The organism is Mycobacterium sp. (genome assembly GCF_050701515.1).
GTDB lineage: Bacteria > Actinomycetota > Actinomycetes > Mycobacteriales > Mycobacteriaceae > Mycobacterium.
In genome coordinates, this window is the sequence record NZ_JBOGDB010000284.1 from 16556 (window position 1) to 34329 (window position 17774).

Consider the following 17774-nt stretch of genomic DNA (forward strand, 5'->3'; position numbering starts at 1 on the left):
ATGGATCGCTGGCAGTACCTGATCGTGCTGGCCGCCTGCCTGCTCATCACCGCGCCGCTGGAAATGTTCGGCGCCGGTGTCTACCGGCAGGCCTGGCGCACCGCGGGCGCGGTGCTGCCGGTGGCGGCCGTGTTCGTGGTGTGGGATGCGGTGGCGATCGCGGCGCATGTGTGGACGTACAACCCGCAGTTCGTGACCGGCGTCGAACTGCCGGGCCGTATCCCGATCGAGGAGCTGCTGTTCTTCGTGGTCATTCCGCTGTGCGGGCTGCTCACCTACAACGCCGTCGACACCATCCTGACGCGTCTACAGCGGATGCTGGCCCACCGGGAGCGGTCGTCGTGACCGGCCTGGGATACACGCTGCCCGCCGTGCTGGCGGTGCTCGCGGTGTGTGCGCTGGAGTTCGGCGCGCTGCGCACCGGCCTGTTCCGCCGGCCCGCGTACTGGATCTCGATGGTGATCGTGTTCGGCTTCCAGATTCCCGTCGACGGATGGCTGACGAAGCTGAGCGCGCCGATCGTGATCTACGACGAACACCACACCAGCGGCATCAGGTTTCCGTTCGACATCCCCGTCGAGGACTTCTTGTTCGGCTTTGCGTTGGTGACCGCGGCGCTGTTGTTGTGGGAACGGCAGCGGCTGCGCGATCGGGACGTCGAGGACTCGACGTGACCGCCCGGAGGCTGCCGCGCGCCCATGTGCCCGCCGCGTTCGACGCCGGCGCGGCCGGCTACGACGGCCTGGTCGGCGCGAACCCGGGATACCACAAGCACTTACAGCTGTCGGCCCGACGCATGCGGCTCGGTGACCTCGGGCGCGGGCTGCGCCTGCTCGACGCCGGCTGTGGCACCGGCGCGTCCACCGCGGCGCTGCTGGCCGTCGCTCCGCACGCCAAGATCGTCGCGGTCGACGCGTCGTCGGGCATGCTGGCCGAGGCCGCCGCCAAGCACTGGCCATCCACGGTCCGGTTCGTGCACAGCCGCATCGAGGACATCGCCGACGCCGGCGTCGACGGGCCGTTCGACGGCATCCTCGCCGCCTACCTGTTGCGTAATCTCGAAGACCCCGACGCCCAACTGCGGGCGTTCCGCGCGCTATTGCGCCCGGGCGCCACACTTGCGGTGCACGAGTACTCGGTGCGCGACTCCCGGCTGGCCACCGCGATGTGGAACGCGGTGTGCGCGACGATCATCATCCCGATGGGCCGGCTGCGCACCGGCGACGCCGGCCTCTACCGCTACCTGCGGCGCAGCGTCAACGACTTCGACGGTGCGGATGCCTTCCGAAACCGGCTGCGGGCCAACGGCTTCACCGCGGTGCGCAGTGAGACGATGCCCGGCTGGCAGCGCAACATCGTGCACACCTTTCTCGCGGATGCACCGCGATGACCGATCCCCGTCGCGCAACACACCCCGCACCGGTCGGTCTGTCCCACGCCAGGAAGCTGAGCAGGACGCCGCACGCCGTCGTGGTGGGTGCCGGCATCGCGGGGCTGGCGGCGGCAGCCGGGCTGGTCGAGCGTGGCGTCACCGTCGACATCGTGGAGCGCGAGTCCTACCTCGGCGGGCGGGTCGGAGGCTGGACCGAGAAGGCTGACGACGGCACCGAGTTGGCTATGAACCGCGGCTTCCACGCCTTCTTCCGGCAGTACTACAACCTGCGGGACCTGTTGCACCGCATCGACTCCGGGCTTGCCATGCTGACCCCGGTTGACGACTACCCGCTGGTCGACGGGCAGGGCAGGCGTGACACGTTCCGTGGTCTGCCGCAGACACCACCGCTCAACGCGCTGGCATTCGCGTTGCGCAGCCCCACCTTTCGGCTGCGTGACCTGGCCCGGCTCAACGCCCGCGCGGCCGCGCCGCTGGCCGCCGTTTCGGTGCCCGACATCTACGAACGGCTCGACCACATCGACGCCGACACTTTCCTGCGCGCCATCAACTTCCCCGATGCCGCCCGGCACCTGGCGTTCGAGGTGTTCTCCCGCAGTTTCTTCGCCGAACCCACCGGCCTGTCGGCCGCCGAGCTGGCCACCATGTTCCACATCTATTTCCTCGGCTCCAGCGAGGGCTTGATTTTCGACGTGTTCAACGCCAATTTCGATGTGGCCCTGTGGAACCCGTTGCGGGCCTATCTGGAATCCCGCGGCGCCCGGTTCTACACCGGCGTGTCGGTGAGTGCGGTGCAGACCGGTCCGCGGTTCCGGGTGCACTGCGATTCCGGAGTCGATCTCGACTGCGACGGAGTGGTGCTGGCCGCGGACGTGACCGGGCTGCAGCGCATCGTCGATGGCTCCCCCTCGCTCGGTGACGCGGCCTGGCGGGCACGGGTCGCCGGCCTGCGCACGGCGCCGCCGTTCGTGGTGCAGCGGCTGTGGCTGGACCGGCCGGTGCACGCCGATCGGTCGGCCTTTATGGGGACGGGCGGACGCCCGCCGCTGGACAATGTCAGCGTGTTGGAACGCTACGAACATCAGGCGGCCGGGTGGGCCGGCCGCGCCGGCGGTTCCGTGGTCGAGCTGCACTCGTACGCGGTCACCGGACCGCGCGACGGCCTGCGGGACCGGATGCTCGCCCGGCTTCACGAGCTGTATCCGGAGACCACGCAGGCCCAAGTGGTTTACGAGCGGGTGCTGTGCCGCAGCGACTGTCCCCGGTTCGCACCCGGCGACCACGCCGCCCGCCCGACCGTCACCACCCCGCACCCCGCCCTCGTCCTGGCCGGCGACGGCATCCGCATCGATCTGCCGGTGGCGCTGATGGAACGCGCCGCGACGACCGGCTGGTCGGCGGCGAACCATTTGTTGACGCACTTCGGATTGGCCGGACACGCCCTGCACACGGTGCCGGTTCAGGGCCGGTCGCCAACGCTGCGCCGGCTTGCCCTGCGAGAGAGGCAGTCGGCGCGATGAGCTTGCTGGCCGGACTCAGGTCGCGGTGGTCGAAAACCTCGCCGTTCCAAGTGCATCCGCGCGGCGGCTGGGCCGGCCAGCGACCCACCTACCGGGACGCACAACCCGCCATCATCGACGCGGCACTGGACCGGTCCCAGCGCAGGCCCAGTGGCAATTGGTATGCGTTCGCCGCGAGCGATGCCATTCGCCGGCGACCGCTCGGTACGTCGGTCGGCGGGCGGGAGATCGTGGCGTGGCGGGGCACGGACGGCGCATTGCACGCCGGGCCGGGTGCCTGCCCGCACCTGGGGGCCGACCTGTCGACGGGCACGGTCGACGACGGCGCGTTGATCTGCCCCTGGCATGGCCTGCGATTGGCCGGCGGCCGCGAGTTCGGCTGGAAGCCCCATCCGGCCCACGACGACGGTGTGCTGGCCTGGGTGCGGCTGGACGAAGTCGGCGGCGAGGACCCGACCGAACTGCCGCTGCTGCCCGAGCGCCCGGACGGTCCCCGGCTGCACGCCGTCACCCGGCTGGTCGGCACGTGCGAGCCCGCCGACATCATCGCCAACCGGCTCGACCCGTGGCACGGCGCCTGGTATCACCCGTATTCGTTCACCCGGCTCGAGGTGTTGTCCTCACCCCCGGTCGCCGCCGACGAGGAGGCCGACCGCTTTCTGGTCGCCGTGACATTCCGGATCGGCCGGTTCGGAATTCCGGTCGTCGCGGAGTTCACCAGCCCCGAACCGCGCACCATCGTGATGCGCATCGTCGACGGCGAAGGGGCGGGCAGCGTCGTCGAAACCCACGCCACACCGGTCGGCCCCGGGCCCGATGGACTGCCGCGCACCGCGGTACTGGAGGCGGTCATCGCGCACTCCGACCGTCCCGGCTTCGCGCACGCCCTGCGCGGCAGGCCGCTGATCGCGCCGTTCATTCGCCAGGCTGCCACCCGGCTGTGGCGCGACGACCTCGCCTACGCCGAACGGCGCTACCTGGTGCGCACCCGCGGCTAGGTGGCGACCGAGATATCGGCCTTGTCCGGGTAGAACGCGACGTGGCCGGCGATGGCGGCCACCGCCGGGTAGGGCTGCTGGTAGGTCCACACCACGTCCTCGACGGTGTCGCCCGCGGCGGTCGCCACGTGGTAGTAGCTGGCGTCGCCCTTGAACGGGCAGTACGTGGCGGTGTCGCTGGGCTGCAGCAGGGCCTGCACGACGTCCCCTATCGGGATGTAGTGCACGGCGGGAAGGGTGGCCTCCTGCAGCGTCAACCCGTCGTCCGTGTCGGCGACGAGCTCGCCGTTGACCAGCACCGTCACATGCTTGCCGGTGGGTTCCACGGTGATCGGATGTGCGTCGGTGGGCTCGAGTACGGGTCGGTCGGTCATGGCTCTCTCCTGACGGGCGGATTTCCAATCTCATTGTCGACAACCTGTCTAGGGGTGCTTTTATGCCGAACCTGTAGTTGTCGTGCTCGCCACTCGCACTTTTGCGCGGCAACTACAGAATCAGCACTCGCTGCAGCTCGGTCAGCGGGCCGTGTCGGTCGAGCACCAGATCGGCCAGGGTGCGACCGGCGAGATTCGTTGCGGTGACGCCGTGTCCGACGTATCCACCGGCCCAGCCCAATCCGGTGGCCCGGTCCAGCACGACGCTGGCCTCCCAGTCGCGCGGCACCGCCAGCACGCCGCACCAGCCGTGCGCGATCGGCACGTCGCGGATCTGTGGCAGCACCGCCCGCAGCGTCGAGGCCAGGTGCGCGATGGTGCGTTCGGGCACCCGCCCGTCGGTATCGGTGCGTGAACCGTAGCGGTACGGCACGCTGCGGCCGCCGATTGCGATGCGGTCATCGACCGTCCGCTGCGCGTACAAGAAGCCGTGCGCGGCGTCCCCGAGGGTCTCGCATCTGCGCCAGCCGATGGTCTCCCACACGTCATCGCCGATCGGATCGGTGGCGATCATCGAACTGTTCATCGGTAGCCACCGCCGCCGGAGGCCGGGAAGTGCGGCGGTGAATCCCTCGGTGGCGCGCAGCACGACAGGCGCGGTGACGGTGCCGTGTGGTGTGGTGGCCGCGCCGGGGGTGATCGCGGTGACCGGTGACTGCTCGTAGACCTCGACACCGAGCCGCTGCACGGTGTCGGCCAGGCCGCGCACCAGTCGGGCCGGCTGGATGCGGGCGCAGTGCGGATTGTGGTAGGCCGCCACCACTCCGTCGAGCCGGATCCGTTCCGCCGCTTCATCTTTGGTCAGCACGGCGATGCCGTCAACCTTCCAGCTGAGCTGCTCGTCGACCTCGGCGGCCAGCCGCCATTGCGACCCGACGCGCCGAACCCGGCGAACCGGGCCTCCAGCACGGCGATGCGCAGCGACGGGTCAGCGCGCTTCAGGTAGTACGCCGTCCACAGGCCGGTGTAGCCGGCACCCACGATGCAGACGTCGGCGTCGCGGTCGCCGGGAAGCGGTGCGCGGTAGGCGGGCAATTCGTCGAACCAGTGCGAGACCTGGCCGTTGATCGGCGCGGGGGAGGGCACCGGGTGATTCTGACACCCTGCGGCACTTGTCGGACCACGGGCGCATGGTGGCGGCAAGTACCCGAGAAAGGACGCACCATGTGCTGGCAATGCGATCACCCAGGCGCAACCACCGCCGACTATCTCAAGGAGTTGCGCGCGACGATCCGCAAGTTCAAGTGGGCCGTGCAGTACGTCGAGGATGACAGAAAGCCTTTCGCGTACACCATCGGGCTGCACGAGCGCGGCTTCGCCGAGTATCTCGTGACCGGAGTATCCCCGGAACGGGCGATGCGGCTGTTGAACGCGGTGGCCAACTACACCGTGCGCGAGGTTCAGCCCGCACCCGGCGATCTGATGGAGCTGGGTGGGGAAGAGAAGCTCGAATTCGTGACGGTCGACCAGCCCGATGCGCACCTGAATTTCGCGATCGCGCTCTACGGCCCCGAGGTGAAGGCACTACAGCTCGTGTGGCGGGATGAGCGCGGCCACTCTGCGTGGTGCCCCGACTTCGACGAAGGCCGGGGTAGCCAACCGGTGCTGGGGAAGCGGGGTCCTCAGAACGCATAGCGGTGGTACTGCGCCATGTAGCGCAGCGCCGGCACCGGCGACATCACCTTGGCCATCACGCGGTAGTACCACGCGATATCGGTGAAGGTCGCCGACTCGAACGGCGACAGCCAGCTCAGCAGCCGCACAGCGGACACCGCCTCGATGACGTCGTCGGGGCCGTCGATGCCCCAGTGCAGCGTTGAACCCGAGCGACGCACCACGGCATTGATCCACTGTGACTTGATGCCCAGCCGGTTGAACGCGTCGAACTGCAGCTCACCCGACGGGGCGTGCTCGACGACCCGACGCAACAGCGCAACGCCGTCCTCCTCGGTGAGGTACATGGTCAGACCTTCAGCGATCATCAGCGTCGGGCGGTCGGCCGGCACGTCGGCGAGCCAGCCCGGGTCGGTCACGGATGCCGCGACGACGTGGTAGTGCTCGCGCGCCGGAAAAAGCTGGTTGCGCAGCGCTGCGACGTCGGGGTAGTCCACGTCGTACCACTCGACGCCCGGCCCGGGTGCCAGCCGGAAGAAGCGGCTGTCCAGTCCGCAGCCCAGGTGCAGCACCACGGCCTCGGGATGGGCGGACAGAAACTCCCGGGCCCAATTGTCGAAGTGCGCGGTCCGAGTGGTCACCGACGGGGAGGTACGCGGCGTGATCGCGGTCTTCTTCCAGTCGTAGTCGATGCGCTCGAGGATCTCCTTGGCGTACCGGTCGCCCAGGACCGGATTGTCGAAGTCGGCGTCCAGTGCCTTCGCATACAGCGTCGCCAACATGGTCTGCGGCGCACCGGACAGGTCGACATGCACTTTGTCGGTATCGGTCACGCCATTCGACGCTAGTCCTGCCGGTGGCGACCCGTCCCCTCGCCGAGTTTCGTAGGCTCACGGCCATGGCGGTGCGCTCTGTTCTGTTGTTCGTCGTGGCTGCGCTGGCCGAGATTGGTGGCGCCTGGTTGGTGTGCCTGGCCGGGGTGGCCGTGATCATGTATGCACCACGCGGGCACTAGCTGGCTGGAGGCGGCGCCGTGATCGAGTTCATGACCCAGAGCACCGAGAGCATCCTCGGGATAACGGCGAGCGGAAAGTTGAGCCGGCTCGACTACCGTGATGTGCTCGCACCGCGTATCGAGTCGCTGGCGGCGCGCTTCGAAACGCTGCGGGTGTTGTTCCTGATGGACGAGTCTTTTCAGGGCTGGAGCATTGCCGCGGCCTGGGCTAACACGATCTTCTGTCTGAAGCATCGGCGTGACTTCGACAGGATCGCGATGGTGGGCGCCCCGAAGTGGGAGGAATGGTGCGTGAAAGCACCCGCGACGTTGCTGATGAACGGGGAACTGCGAACCTTTCGTCGCAATCAACTCAACCATGCGTGGGAATGGCTGCGCGCATGAACGCTACCCATCGAACAAATCTATCGCGGGGAACTAACCGGCAGTCTTGCTCTTGCGCTTGGCTTCCCGCAGGCCCACCCAGAACGTGGCCGCTTCGCGGATCGACTCCTCCACCGGCCTTGGCTGCCAACCCAATTCGCGTCGAGCCTTTGAACAGTCCACCGGCGCCTCGGCGCGCATCAGCCGCAGCGAGCCCAGAGTGAGACGTTCGTCGGTGCCGCGCGCCCGTGCCTTAACGGTTCCCAACGTGCCCAGCGCGTAGGCCACCGGAAGGGGGATCGACTTCGTCGGCGGCGCAACGCCGGCCGCCTCCGCCGCGATGCGAATGACCTCGGCGTTGCTGATCACCTTCTCGGAGATCAGGTAACGCTCGCCGACCCGGCCGTGCTCGGCGGCCAGGATCATCGCCCGGGCCGCATCGACCACGCCGACGGCCTCGAGTTCGATGCCGCGCAGCACGAACGGGATCTTCCCGAACGCCGCCCCGGCGATGATCGCGCCGTGCGGGGTGCGGCCCCAGTCGCCACTGCCGTAGGTGGTCGACACGCACATCGCGACGGCCGGCAGCCCGTGCTCACGCGCGTACTGCAGCACCAACTCCTCGGCCTGCACCCTCGATCGGACATACGGCGTCAGCCCGCGGTCTTCGACGATGTCGTCTTCGGTGGCGCGGTGACCGCGGCGCCGCCCGACGGTCGCATAGCTGCTGGTGAAGACGAACCGGTTGAGGCCGGCAGCGATCCCTTCTTGGACGGCCACGTCGAGCACGTTGTGGGTGCCCTCGACATTGGTACGGAACAGCGGCGACGGGTCGGACAGCCAGGCGCGGGTGTCGACGACGCAGTAGTAGACGTCATCGCAGCCGGCCATGGCTTCGCGCAGTGTCTCGCTGTCGAAGATGTCGCCGTGGAACCGCTCGACGGATAGATCGTCGATCCCGATGGTGTTGGCGTTCGGGCGCACCATGGCCCGCACGGTGTGTCCGTCGGCGACCAGCTGCCTGGTGACGTGCGAGCCGAGAAAACCGTTGGCACCGATGACCAGCTTCGGTTTCGCGCTCATTTCTGGCCCCCGAACTGGCGCATCCAGCCGAGCGCCTCATCGGGCAGTGTGCCCAACTCCTGGGCCTTGCGGCACCACTTCATCGTCGCCGAGACGAACCGCAGCGGGTTGTAGACGTCCTCCTGCCGGCACCACTGCCCGTCACCGGCATAGGTGACGATGGAGATGTTCGTTGCGCTGATGATCGTGCCGTCCCCCGGGTCGCGCATCGGGTTGTCCAGCTCGCAGATCACCCGGCCGGTCGACTCGTCGAACGCGGTCCACAGCGAGGGGAACGCCGTCATGTAGCTGCCGGGAAAGCTCTCCATCGTCTTCCAGATCCAGGCACGGACTTCTTCGCGGCCATGCATGGTGCCCGCCCCATGCTCGACATAGGTGACATCCGGGCTGTACTGCTCGACCCAGGAATCCCAGTCGCGGGTCTCGGCGGCGCGAGCCACCGTCGCCTCGAACTTCTCGAACGCCGCAGCCAGCTCCTCGCGGGTGAAGACCTTGCTCGTCACGTGAAGAACTAGAACACGTTCTACCTGTGTTTGTCGAGCGTGCTCAGTACGCGACCAGCACCTGGCGGTCGCCGAGCGGGGCCTGCAGCGGCACATCGAGCGTGCCGGACAGCGCGATCATGATGCACATCCGGCCGACGGCCTCCGGCGGCGTCCCGCTGCGCAATTCCACGGTGACGGTCTCGGTGGTCTCCTGCACGGTGGCGTGCACGCCGTAACACTCGGGCGGACCGAGGGTGAAATGCACCGCCACCGCTTGGTCGTTGTCGGCGCGGCTCCACGAATCGACCCGTAGCGGATGGGGATTCACGATGGCCGCATTGGCGGTGAACTCCACGCCCCCAGGCGGCACCTCTGGTGGTGCGGTTGTATCGGCTGCGGCCGGGACAGCGGGCGCAACAAAAAGCAGGGCGGCCAGTGCCGTGGTCATCGCTGCGCGCATGCGTCCACGGTAGCGACGCCGACCGCCGGTATACCGTTGGACGCGTGACTGCGATGAGCGACTCGCGCGAAGAGCATCAGACCCAACATCAGAAGGCGATCCTGGCGGGCGGCTGCTTCTGGGGCATGCAGGACCTGATCCGCAAGCTGGCCGGCGTGGTGTCCACCCGGGTGGGCTACACGGGCGGTGATAACGCCAACGCCACCTATCGCAACCACCCCGGGCACGCCGAGGCGATCGAGATCGTCTACGACCCCGCGCAGACCGACTACCGGACGCTGCTGGAGTTCTTCTTCCAGATCCACGACCCGACCACGAAGAACCGGCAGGGCAACGACGTCGGCACCAGCTACCGGTCGGCGATCTTCTACGTCGACGACGAGCAGAAGCGCATCGCGCTGGACACCATCGCCGACGTCGAGGCGTCCGGCCTGTGGCCGGGCAGGGTGGTGACCGAGGTCAGCCCGGCCAACGACTTCTGGGAGGCCGAGCCCGAGCACCAGGATTACCTCGAGCGCTACCCGTCGGGCTACACCTGCCACTTCGTGCGGCCGGATTGGAAGCTACCGCGGCGGGAGACCCAGGGCGCTTAGCTAAGCTAGCTAGGAGCCGTGGGCTCGCAGCTGGTAGAGCCCCTGTGTGACGGAGACGGTTTGGCCCGTCTCGTCCTTGACCACCGCGTCGAGGGTGAAGTCGGCTTTTCCCTTCTCGGCGGCTTCGGCTTCGACGCGTCCGATCTCCTCCTCGTCGAGGCTTGCCTCGGCATGAAGGTCGCTGCGTGCCATGCCGGTGAACTGGATATCGACCCGCTTCACCAGCGGGTAGTACTTGGCGGCATCGAAGCTCGCAATCGTGATGATGCCGCCGAGGATCTCCGCGACGGTGAACTGCACACCCGCGTACATGACGCCGAAGTGATTGCCGTTGCCCGCCAGCGGCACCATGGTCGCGGCATACCCGCGGCGCGCCTCGACAACCTTGATGCCCATTTTGTGCGCCGGCGGAATGGTTGCCTCCATGGCGCCGTTCATCATGTCGGCGAGGCTCATTCGACGAGACTACTAACGCCGGTGCAGGGTGATGAGGCCCCCGTCCTTGGGCGTGAAAGCGATGCCCCGGAAATGTATCTTCTCGTCCGGCACGTCGTCGGTGTCAATCACGAAGTGCCGCAGGACCGTTCGCAGCACAACATCCATCTCGACGTTGGCGAATGCAGCGCCGATGCAGCGCCGGGTCCCGCCGCCGAATGGCATCCAGGCAGTCGGCGCCCTCTTGCCGACGAAGCGGTATGGATCGAAGCGCTCGGAATTCGGGAAGATGTCCGGATTAGCGTGCACGTTGGTGAGGGAAATCATCACGGTGTAACCGTGCGGAATCCGCCATTCTCCGATATCGAAGTGTGGCGCCGCGACATGGCGGCCGGCGAAGTCGATCACGGTACGGTTCCGCTGCAGCTCGAGGATGGTGGCCTGGCGGAATTCGTTGCCACCCTCGTCGTTCTCCTTGACAAGCTCGGCGAGGACGTCCGGATGGCGGCGCAACCGCTCGAACGCCCAGCCCAGCGTCGACGCGGTGGTTTCGTGCCCGGCGCCCAGTAGCGTCAGCAGCTCGTCGGACACGTCCTGGCGCGACATCGGACTTCCATCGTCGTATCGACTGCGCAGCAAGAGCGCCAGAATGTCAGTGCGCTCGTCGAGGCGCGGATCGGCCTCGGCCTTGTCGATCAGCGCGAAAACGGTCCGGTCGAAGTTTCGGCGGAACTCCGCCAGCCGGCCCCAAGGGCTGTAGCGCCCCGTGCTGAACGGCGGCTCTGGCAGCGTCGCCATCCGCGAGCCCAACTTGGCCCACGGCGGAATGATCTTGCGCAGAAAATCGAGTTCCGCGCCGTCGGCCCCAAACACGGTGCGCAGGATGACGTTCAGCGTGATCTTGTTCATCGGTTCGAGCGCCCGAAACTCCTTGCCCTCAGGCCAATTGGCGCTCTCGCGCAGGGTTTCCTCTTCGATGACCTTCTCGTAGTTCTTGATGCTCTGGCCGTGGAACGGCGGCGCGAGCAGCTTGCGCCGCCTCCGATGTTCGACGCCGTCGAGGGCGAACACCGAACCCGGGCCGAAAATCCTGCTGAGATTGGGCTGCACATTGATCAAGTCGTCGGTGCTCGCGAGGAACACCTGCCGCGCCAGCGCTGGGTCAGCGACGACCACGCTGCGGCCGAAGAACGGAACATTGATGGCGAACACAGGCCCGTAACGCTTCACACCGTTTCGCAGCGCCCAGCGGCGGAAGCCCGCCAGCAAGACCATTTGGACGGGCTTTGGCAGGCGCACCACCGGCGGCCGCTTGGCCGGTGTCGAGGGGGCTTGCGTGTCGACGGTGGCTACGTCAGTCATGCCAGTTCACTCCCAACCATCGTGTGGTACCAGGGCGTACCGTGCGTTCTGTCCGACGGTACTCCGCGGTACCGTGTCCTGACAAGCTTTACTGGGAGAAATTCGGAAGGATTGATGTCGTGACCGTTACCGAGGGTTGGCAGCCCGTCGTCGTTGACGACGCGGCCAGCCCTTTTCGACGCCGGTTACTCGACGGACTGGCCGCATCGATCAGCGCGCGCGGTTATCGCGACACCACCGTTGCCGACATCGTCCGGCACGCCCGCACCTCCAAGCGCACCTTCTACGGCGAGTTCTCCAGCAAGGAGGAGTGCTTCGTCGAGCTGTTGGCAGCAGGCAACCGGGAAATGATCGCCCGCATTCGCGCCGCGGTCGATCCCGAAGCGGACTGGCGGGACCAGATCGGCCAGGCGGTCGAGGCCTGGGTGGACGACCTCGAGGCGAATCCCGCGATATCGCTGAGCTGGATTCGCGAACTTCCTGCGCTGGGTCACGACGTGCGCGCCCTTCAACGTCGCGGCATGGCGGCATTCACCGATATGTTCATAGACCTCAGCAGAAACCCCGGATTCCGGCGCGCACACATCGAGCCGATCACCCCTCGAATGGCCGTGCTGCTGTTCGGCGGGCTGCGTGAGCTGAGTGCGCTCGCCGTCGAAGACGGCGCCGACGTCCGCGACATCGTCGAGACCGCGGTGGCCGGTTCGATCGCCATCCTCGGCGCGGGCCGGAGAAGCTAGCCCAGCATTAGCCGCGCGGATTTTTCCAGCCGGTCGGCGATATCGGCATACGAGCCGTAACCCATGCCCGCGCGCACCAGTGCACCGGCATAGAGCAGCTCCAGCGACTCGATCACGTCGGGGTCGCGGCCCTCGCCGAGCGCGGCGGTCAGACGGTCGTGGATGTCGCGGCCGATGCGCAGCCGCAGCACCTCCACATCGGGATCCCTGCCCAGCAGCGCGGTGGTGACGGCGCCGGCGAACTCCGGCTCGTCGGCGACCAGCAGCGCGATGCGCCGCAGCACTTCGATCACCCGGGTCGCCGGATCCTCGGATTCGGGTGGGGCCAGCGGCGCCGCCGCCAGCCGGCGCCAGAACACCTCGGCCACCAGATGTTCCTTGGAGGAGAAATAGGTGTAGGCGGTGGCCGCCCCCACACCGGCCTCGGCCGCCACTCGACGCACGGTCAGGCCGGCAAATCCGTCCCGGGTCAAGATCTCGACTGCGGCCTTACCCAGCCGTTCGACGGTGTCGGCTTGCTTGGCGGTCAGACGGCGCCGAGTCGACTCCAGGGCCGGATTGGACACATGTCCGGACGCTACTACAACTACCGGGGGCCAGCAACGGTAGGTTGGACGGCGATGAGCCACACCGACACTGCCCTACCCGCTTCCGCGGCCCGACTGTTCGCGCTCGCCGAACAGGTCGCCGGCTTCATGCCCGCCGACGAAGGTCGTGCGCTGTACGACGCAGCGATCCGCTATCTGGGCGACGGCGCCGGAGTGGAGATCGGCACATACTGCGGCAAGTCCACGCTGCTGCTGGGGGCCGCGGCACAGCAGGCCGGCGGAGTCGTGTACACGATCGACCACCACCACGGATCCGAAGAACATCAACCCGGCTGGGAGTACCACGACACCTCGCTGGTCGATGCCGTCAGCAGCCGGTTCGACACGCTGCCGACACTGCGGCACACCCTCGACGCCGCAGGCCTCGACGATCACGTCGTTGCCATCGTCGGGAAGTCGACGGTCGTGGCACGCGGCTGGCGAATGCCGTTGCGGCTGTTGTTCATTGACGGCGGCCACACCGAAGAAGCCGCGCAGCGCGACTTCGACGGCTGGGCCAAGTGGGTGGACGTCGGCGGCGCGCTGATCATCCACGACGTGTTCCCGGATCCCAACGACGGCGGCCAGGCGCCCTACCACATCTACCGCCGGGCGTTGGACACCGGCGACTTCCGTGAGGTTTCGGCCACCGGGTCGATGCGGGTGCTGGAACGCGCGTCCGGCGTTCTTGGTAAGACGTCGCGACGCTAGCGACCGCTGGTAGCGCAGGCGCAGTCGAACTCGCCTTCCAGGCCGCGCGGCAGCCCGGCGCCGCGGAAGATGCCGCTCGCCGCGGTGGTCGATGACAGCGCGTCGGCGGCCAGGATCATCGCCGCGCCGGTCCAGGTGGTGCGCTCCTCGGGCCAGCGCTTGCCGTCGGCGAACACCAGGCCGGTCCAGTACGAGCCGTCGTGTTCGCGCAGGTGGTGCATGGCCGCGAACTGCTCGCGCGCTCGCGCCGAGTCGCCGATGGCGTCCAATGCCATTACCAGCTCACACGTTTCGGCTCCGGTCACCCATGGTCGGTCGTCGACGCAGCGGATACCCAAGCCGGGAACGACGAAGTCGTCCCATCTCTCATCGATGCGGGACCGCGCCGCCGCGCCGCGCAGTGCGCCGCCCAGCACCGGGTAATACCACTCCATGGACCATCGGTCTTTGGACACGAAGGCCTCGGGGTGGCGAGCGATCGCGTGGCCCAGCTGCCCGACGGCCACCTCCCATTCGGGCTGGGGGTCATCGAAGTAGTCCGCCAGCGCGAGCGCACACCGCATGCTGTGGTAGATGCTCGCGCACCCAGTCAGCAGCGCGTCCGGCTCGGGTCCGGAGTCGCTTTGAGCCCAAACGATTTCGCCGTCCGGCTGTTGTAGGTCCAGGACGAACTCGATGGCCTTGGTGACGACGGGCCACATCGCCTCGGCGAACCGCCGATCGTCGGTGATCAGCACGTGGTGCCAAACCCCGGTAGCGACGTAGGCGCAGAAGTTGCTGTCGCTATTGGCGTCTTCGATCACGCCGTTCCGCAGCTGAATCGGCCAGGAGCCATCCGGCCGCTGGCTGGTCCGGCACCAATCGAACGCGGCGCCCGCGGGTTCCAGGAGCCCGGCGGCGGTCAGTGCCATCGCGTTCTCCACGTGATCCCACGGGTCGGTGTGGCCACCGTCGGACCACGGGATGGCGCCCGAGGATTCTTGTGTCGCGGCGATCGATTGCGCGGTCTGGCGGCACTGCGCCGGCGTCAACACGCCGGGCACGCTCGGGACGTCCGGCTTGTTAATCTGGAGCAACGGGCACCACCGGCTTCTGGAAATACAACGCCACGCTCTTGCCGATCAGCGGATTCAGCAGCATTTCGGTCCGGCGGGTCAGCCACGGTTGGCTCACCATGTCCCAGACCAGCAGCTTGTGGTACGCCGCCACGGCGGGGTGATCCGAGTTCGAGGTGCCGACAAGGCATTTCAGCCACCAGAACGGTGAGTGCAGGGCGTGTGCGTGGTGCCTGTGGGTGAGCCGCAGGCCGTGCGCGAGAACCTTGTCACGCAGCGCGTCGGCCCGGTAGATCCGGATGTGTCCACCCTCGTTGGCGTGGTATTCGTCGGAAAGCGCCCAGCACACCCGCTCGGGCAGCCAGCGCGGAACCGTGACCGCAAGCAGGCCACCCGGTTTGAGGACGCGAACGAGTTCGGCAATCGCCCGGTCGTCCTGGGGCACGTGCTCGAGGATCTCGGAGGCGATCACACAGTCGAAAGTTCCGTCCCGGTAGGGCAACTCGAGCGCATCGCCCTTGACCGGCTCGGCCTTGGCCGACGCCGGTACCTCGCCCTGTTCCCGCATCGCCTGCAGAATTTCGTCGACATCGTTCAGGTCGGCCGCGTTTTGGTCGAATGCGATGACGTCTGCGCCGCGACGGTATGCCTCGAAGCTGTGCCGACCCGCGCCGCAGCCGACATCGATCACCTTCGTGCCGGCACCGATGCCCATCCGGTCGAAGTCGACGGTCAGCACTGCCCCACCCGGGTCCGGGCCCGCTCGTATACGGCGACGGTCTGCGCCGCAACGGATTCCCAGCTGAAAACCTCGAGCGCCCGACGGCGACCGGCGACGCCGAGACGGCGCAACTCCTGCGGCGAGTCCAGCAGCTGGCCGAGCACCCTGGTCAGTTCGTCGACATCGGCGGGCCGGACCAACCGCGCACACTCACCGTCGGCGCCGACCACCTCGGGCAGCGCGCCCGTGCGACTGGCGACGATCGGTGTGCCGCTGGCCATCGCCTCCACCGCGGGCAGTGAAAAGCCTTCGTACAGAGAGGGAATGCAGGCGACTTCGGCCGATGCCAGCAGGTCGGCCAACTCGGTGTCGGCCAATCCGCTGGAGCTGTGCACGATATCGGAGATGCCGAGTTCGGCGATCAGCTTCTCGGTCGGCCCGTTGGGCTCCAGCTTGGCGACGAGCTGAAGCTCGAGGTCGCGCTCGACGCGCAGCCGCGCGATCGCGTGCAGCAGATGGCTGATGCCCTTGAGCGGCACGTCCGCGCTGGCGATGGCGATGATCCGGTTCCGGACCCGCCGCTCGGCGGGTTTGAACAGCTCGGTGTCCACCCCCAGCGGCACCACCTGCAGCTGGCTGGGGGAAACCCCGAAGTCCTCGGCGATGTCGGCCGCCGATGTCGACGACACGGTCAGCAGCTCGGGGATCTGACGAGCGACCTTCTGCTGCATTTCGGCGAAGCCGTACCACCGGCGCACCATTGGTTTTCGCCACCACCGCGCGGCGCCGACATCAAGGATGCGGTCCCGGGTGATCGGATGGTGCACCGTTGCCACCACCGGCAGACCCGACTCGGCGATCTTCAGCAGCCCGGTGCCGAGGCATTGGTTGTCGTGCACGACGTCGAAGTCGGCGCGGCGGTCGGCCAGGATCCGGGCGGCGCGCATGCTGAACGTCCGGGGCTCCGGGAAGCCGGCAGTCCACGTCGTCAGCAACTCGAGCAGGTCGATGCCCGTCTTGATCTCGGTCGGCCACGGAATGCGAAATGGGTCCGGTTCGCGATACAGGTCGAGGCTGGGCACTTCGGTGAGCCGGACCCGCGGGTCGAGTACCTCGGGGTAGGGCTGCCCGGAGAACACCTCGACGTCGTGGCCGAGTTCGACGAGGCCGTGGCTCAGGTGGCGGACGTAAACGCCTTGCCCACCACAGTGCGTCTTGCTCCGGTAGGACAGTAGGGCGATGCGCATTGTCAGTTCACTTCGACGGCAGGCCCCTGGACATGTGTCCAGACTATAGTTTGACAGGCTAGCTGACGCAACGCGGCCACCCCTCTGACTACCACAGTCGCGATTCCACGTCGCGCGCAGGCCCGCAGATTCATGGCAGCGGGCATCGGGTAATCGAGGCGTTATGACCGCACACCTTGAGGCCCGCTTTGAGATCGCGAACTGGGACGAAACCCCCTTCGAGGACGGGGACGATGCGTCGAAGCTCACCGAGGCCCTGGTTTCCAAGAGGTACACCGGAGACATCGAGGGCACGTCGATGACGAAGTGGCTGGTGGCTTACGAGCCGGACAAGACCGCGACCTACGTCGGCATCGAACACATAACGGGCACGGTCGGCGGTAAGCGCGGCGGCCTGGTGCTGCTGCACGACGGCGTTTTCTCCGACGGCGTCGCCACAGCAACGTTGCGCGTGGTGTCGGGCACCGATGATCTCGCCGGCGCGGCTGGCACCGGGAAGTTCCGTGCGGATCCGGCCGGCTCCATCACGCTGGACCTCGACGGCGTCTGATCAGCCCGGCGGGAAGCCGCCGGTAGCCACCAAACCCCAGCGCCGCGGCGTTATCCGGATCAGGCATTTGCCCTGATCGACCCTCCGCAGCCGCACGGTTTCTTCATGAGCTGGCCGAGTGGTATCAGTCGGTGCTGTCGCAAGCATGGGTCTTCCTAATGTCGGTTTGGTTCCCGGTAGGGACGACATTCATCGTCGTGATCAAGTCGCGGTTGGGTAATCGCCGGGAAGTCAGATTTCAGCCCTCAAAGGGAAGAGTTTCCTATCCGCCAGGCAAGTAGCGCCGGATGTGGTAAGCACCGACACATATGGACGGCGCCAAGCCTTTCAACAGAGTGATGTCGCTGCTCGACTATCCGATGTTGGTGGTGACACGCGGGCCGACGACGAGTTGGCGGGTTGCCTGGT

General features: G+C 67.3%; 22 protein-coding genes and 2 pseudogenes. 11 read left to right on the top strand and 13 right to left on the bottom strand.

Going from position 1 to position 17774, the window contains the following annotated elements; all coding sequences use genetic code 11:
* The 5 genes from ACRDU5_RS21065 to ACRDU5_RS21085 are packed head-to-tail and all read left to right on the top strand — an operon-like array spanning position 1 to position 3911.
* Entirely contained in the window at positions 1–345 is a 345-nt protein-coding gene (locus ACRDU5_RS21065) for a lycopene cyclase domain-containing protein (RefSeq protein ID WP_526616894.1), read from the top strand.
* Positions 342–674: a lycopene cyclase domain-containing protein gene (locus ACRDU5_RS21070; protein ID WP_526616896.1), complete on the top strand. Its 333-nt coding sequence runs from the start codon at positions 342–344 to the stop codon at positions 672–674. Before ACRDU5_RS21065 ends, ACRDU5_RS21070 begins: the two co-directional genes overlap by 4 nt.
* Positions 671–1390 (top strand): class I SAM-dependent methyltransferase, encoded by a 720-nt coding sequence (locus tag ACRDU5_RS21075; RefSeq protein WP_526616898.1) that lies wholly within the window; start codon positions 671–673, stop codon positions 1388–1390. The genes ACRDU5_RS21070 and ACRDU5_RS21075 overlap by 4 nt, the downstream gene beginning before the upstream one ends.
* Positions 1387–2913 carry an FAD-dependent oxidoreductase gene (locus ACRDU5_RS21080; RefSeq protein ID WP_526616900.1) on the top strand — a complete coding sequence of 509 codons (1527 nt, stop codon included), beginning with the start codon at positions 1387–1389 and terminating at the stop codon, positions 2911–2913. The genes ACRDU5_RS21075 and ACRDU5_RS21080 overlap by 4 nt, the downstream gene beginning before the upstream one ends.
* The gene (locus tag ACRDU5_RS21085) at positions 2910–3911 is read left to right on the top strand and encodes a DUF5914 domain-containing protein (protein ID WP_526616901.1); all 1002 of its coding nucleotides are present in this window, start codon (positions 2910–2912) and stop codon (positions 3909–3911) included. The genes ACRDU5_RS21080 and ACRDU5_RS21085 overlap by 4 nt, the downstream gene beginning before the upstream one ends.
* Here ACRDU5_RS21085 and ACRDU5_RS21090 read toward each other — a convergent pair.
* The gene (locus ACRDU5_RS21090) at positions 3908–4285 is read right to left on the bottom strand and encodes a DUF427 domain-containing protein (RefSeq protein ID WP_526616903.1); all 378 of its coding nucleotides are present in this window, start codon (positions 4283–4285) and stop codon (positions 3908–3910) included. The genes ACRDU5_RS21085 and ACRDU5_RS21090 overlap by 4 nt on opposite strands.
* A gap of 133 nt (positions 4286–4418) precedes the next feature.
* Positions 4419–5431: pseudogene (locus ACRDU5_RS21095) on the bottom strand (NAD(P)/FAD-dependent oxidoreductase); the annotation flags it as partial.
* Positions 5432–5509: 78 nt separating this feature from the next.
* Between ACRDU5_RS21095 and ACRDU5_RS21100 the strand changes: the two are divergent.
* The gene (locus ACRDU5_RS21100; RefSeq protein WP_526616905.1) at positions 5510–5980 is read left to right on the top strand and encodes a DUF4262 domain-containing protein; all 471 of its coding nucleotides are present in this window, start codon (positions 5510–5512) and stop codon (positions 5978–5980) included.
* On the opposite strand, the gene ACRDU5_RS21105 is transcribed toward ACRDU5_RS21100, so the two are convergent.
* Positions 5968–6774 carry a class I SAM-dependent methyltransferase gene (locus ACRDU5_RS21105; RefSeq protein WP_526616931.1) on the bottom strand — a complete coding sequence of 269 codons (807 nt, stop codon included), beginning with the start codon at positions 6772–6774 and terminating at the stop codon, positions 5968–5970. The two genes, ACRDU5_RS21100 and ACRDU5_RS21105, sit on opposite strands and share 13 nt — an antisense overlap.
* 218 nt (positions 6775–6992) lie before the next feature.
* On the opposite strand from ACRDU5_RS21105, the gene ACRDU5_RS21110 reads away from it, so the two are divergent.
* A complete protein-coding gene (locus ACRDU5_RS21110; protein WP_526616907.1) occupies positions 6993–7358 on the top strand; it encodes an STAS/SEC14 domain-containing protein in 366 nt (121 codons plus the stop codon).
* A 33-nt stretch (positions 7359–7391) separates the two neighbouring features.
* On the opposite strand, the gene ACRDU5_RS21115 is transcribed toward ACRDU5_RS21110, so the two are convergent.
* Genes ACRDU5_RS21115 through ACRDU5_RS21125 form a run of 3 tightly spaced genes read right to left on the bottom strand, consistent with a single transcriptional unit; the run spans position 7392 to position 9365 of the window.
* Positions 7392–8420: an NAD-dependent epimerase/dehydratase family protein gene (locus tag ACRDU5_RS21115; RefSeq protein ID WP_526616909.1), complete on the bottom strand. Its 1029-nt coding sequence runs from the start codon at positions 8418–8420 to the stop codon at positions 7392–7394.
* Complete coding sequence (locus ACRDU5_RS21120) at positions 8417–8923, bottom strand: nuclear transport factor 2 family protein (protein ID WP_526616910.1); 507 nt, start codon at positions 8921–8923, stop codon at positions 8417–8419. The genes ACRDU5_RS21115 and ACRDU5_RS21120 overlap by 4 nt, the downstream gene beginning before the upstream one ends.
* 43 nt (positions 8924–8966) lie before the next feature.
* Entirely contained in the window at positions 8967–9365 is a 399-nt protein-coding gene (locus tag ACRDU5_RS21125) for a hypothetical protein (protein ID WP_526616912.1), read from the bottom strand.
* Positions 9366–9418: 53 nt separating this feature from the next.
* Here ACRDU5_RS21125 and msrA point away from each other — a divergent pair, with 53 nt between their 5' ends.
* Positions 9419–9958 (top strand): peptide-methionine (S)-S-oxide reductase MsrA, encoded by a 540-nt coding sequence (gene msrA, locus ACRDU5_RS21130; RefSeq protein WP_526616933.1) that lies wholly within the window; start codon positions 9419–9421, stop codon positions 9956–9958.
* A 9-nt stretch (positions 9959–9967) separates the two neighbouring features.
* Here msrA and ACRDU5_RS21135 read toward each other — a convergent pair whose 3' ends face one another.
* Both ACRDU5_RS21135 and ACRDU5_RS21140 read right to left on the bottom strand, forming a co-directional pair.
* Positions 9968–10414, bottom strand: coding sequence for a YiiD C-terminal domain-containing protein (locus ACRDU5_RS21135; protein ID WP_526616913.1), 447 nt, complete (start codon positions 10412–10414; stop codon positions 9968–9970).
* 12 nt (positions 10415–10426) lie between these two features.
* Positions 10427–11755 carry a cytochrome P450 gene (locus tag ACRDU5_RS21140; RefSeq protein WP_526616915.1) on the bottom strand — a complete coding sequence of 443 codons (1329 nt, stop codon included), beginning with the start codon at positions 11753–11755 and terminating at the stop codon, positions 10427–10429.
* A 119-nt stretch (positions 11756–11874) separates the two neighbouring features.
* Here ACRDU5_RS21140 and ACRDU5_RS21145 point away from each other — a divergent pair, with 119 nt between their 5' ends.
* Positions 11875–12495 (top strand): TetR/AcrR family transcriptional regulator, encoded by a 621-nt coding sequence (locus ACRDU5_RS21145; protein WP_526616917.1) that lies wholly within the window; start codon positions 11875–11877, stop codon positions 12493–12495.
* Here the strand turns inward: ACRDU5_RS21145 and ACRDU5_RS21150 are convergent.
* On the bottom strand, positions 12492–13061 hold the full coding sequence (locus ACRDU5_RS21150; protein ID WP_526616919.1) for a TetR/AcrR family transcriptional regulator: 570 nt from the start codon (positions 13059–13061) through the stop codon (positions 12492–12494). The genes ACRDU5_RS21145 and ACRDU5_RS21150 overlap by 4 nt on opposite strands.
* A 54-nt stretch (positions 13062–13115) precedes the next feature.
* Here ACRDU5_RS21150 and ACRDU5_RS21155 point away from each other — a divergent pair, with 54 nt between their 5' ends.
* Entirely contained in the window at positions 13116–13793 is a 678-nt protein-coding gene (locus ACRDU5_RS21155) for a class I SAM-dependent methyltransferase (RefSeq protein WP_526616920.1), read from the top strand.
* On the opposite strand, the gene mmpH is transcribed toward ACRDU5_RS21155, so the two are convergent.
* From mmpH to manT, 3 genes are read right to left on the bottom strand one after another with little or no spacing between them, the layout of a single operon-like run.
* On the bottom strand, positions 13790–14836 hold the full coding sequence (gene mmpH, locus ACRDU5_RS21160) for an MMP endo-(1,4)-3-O-methyl-alpha-D-mannosidase (RefSeq protein ID WP_526616922.1): 1047 nt from the start codon (positions 14834–14836) through the stop codon (positions 13790–13792). The two genes, ACRDU5_RS21155 and mmpH, sit on opposite strands and share 4 nt — an antisense overlap.
* A 19-nt stretch (positions 14837–14855) precedes the next feature.
* Positions 14856–15587, bottom strand: a complete 732-nt coding sequence (locus ACRDU5_RS21165; protein ID WP_526616923.1) for a class I SAM-dependent methyltransferase — start codon at positions 15585–15587, stop codon at positions 14856–14858.
* Positions 15581–16816 (bottom strand): MMP alpha-(1->4)-mannosyltransferase, encoded by a 1236-nt coding sequence (gene manT / locus ACRDU5_RS21170; protein ID WP_526616925.1) that lies wholly within the window; start codon positions 16814–16816, stop codon positions 15581–15583. The genes ACRDU5_RS21165 and manT overlap by 7 nt, the downstream gene beginning before the upstream one ends.
* A 163-nt stretch (positions 16817–16979) precedes the next feature.
* On the opposite strand from manT, the gene ACRDU5_RS21175 reads away from it, so the two are divergent.
* Positions 16980–17366, top strand: a complete 387-nt coding sequence (locus tag ACRDU5_RS21175; protein ID WP_526616927.1) for a DUF3224 domain-containing protein — start codon at positions 16980–16982, stop codon at positions 17364–17366.
* On the opposite strand, the pseudogene ACRDU5_RS21180 reads toward ACRDU5_RS21175, so the two are convergent.
* Positions 17367–17459: pseudogene (locus ACRDU5_RS21180) on the bottom strand (PPOX class F420-dependent oxidoreductase); the annotation flags it as partial.
* Between the last annotated feature and the right edge of the window lie 315 nt (positions 17460–17774).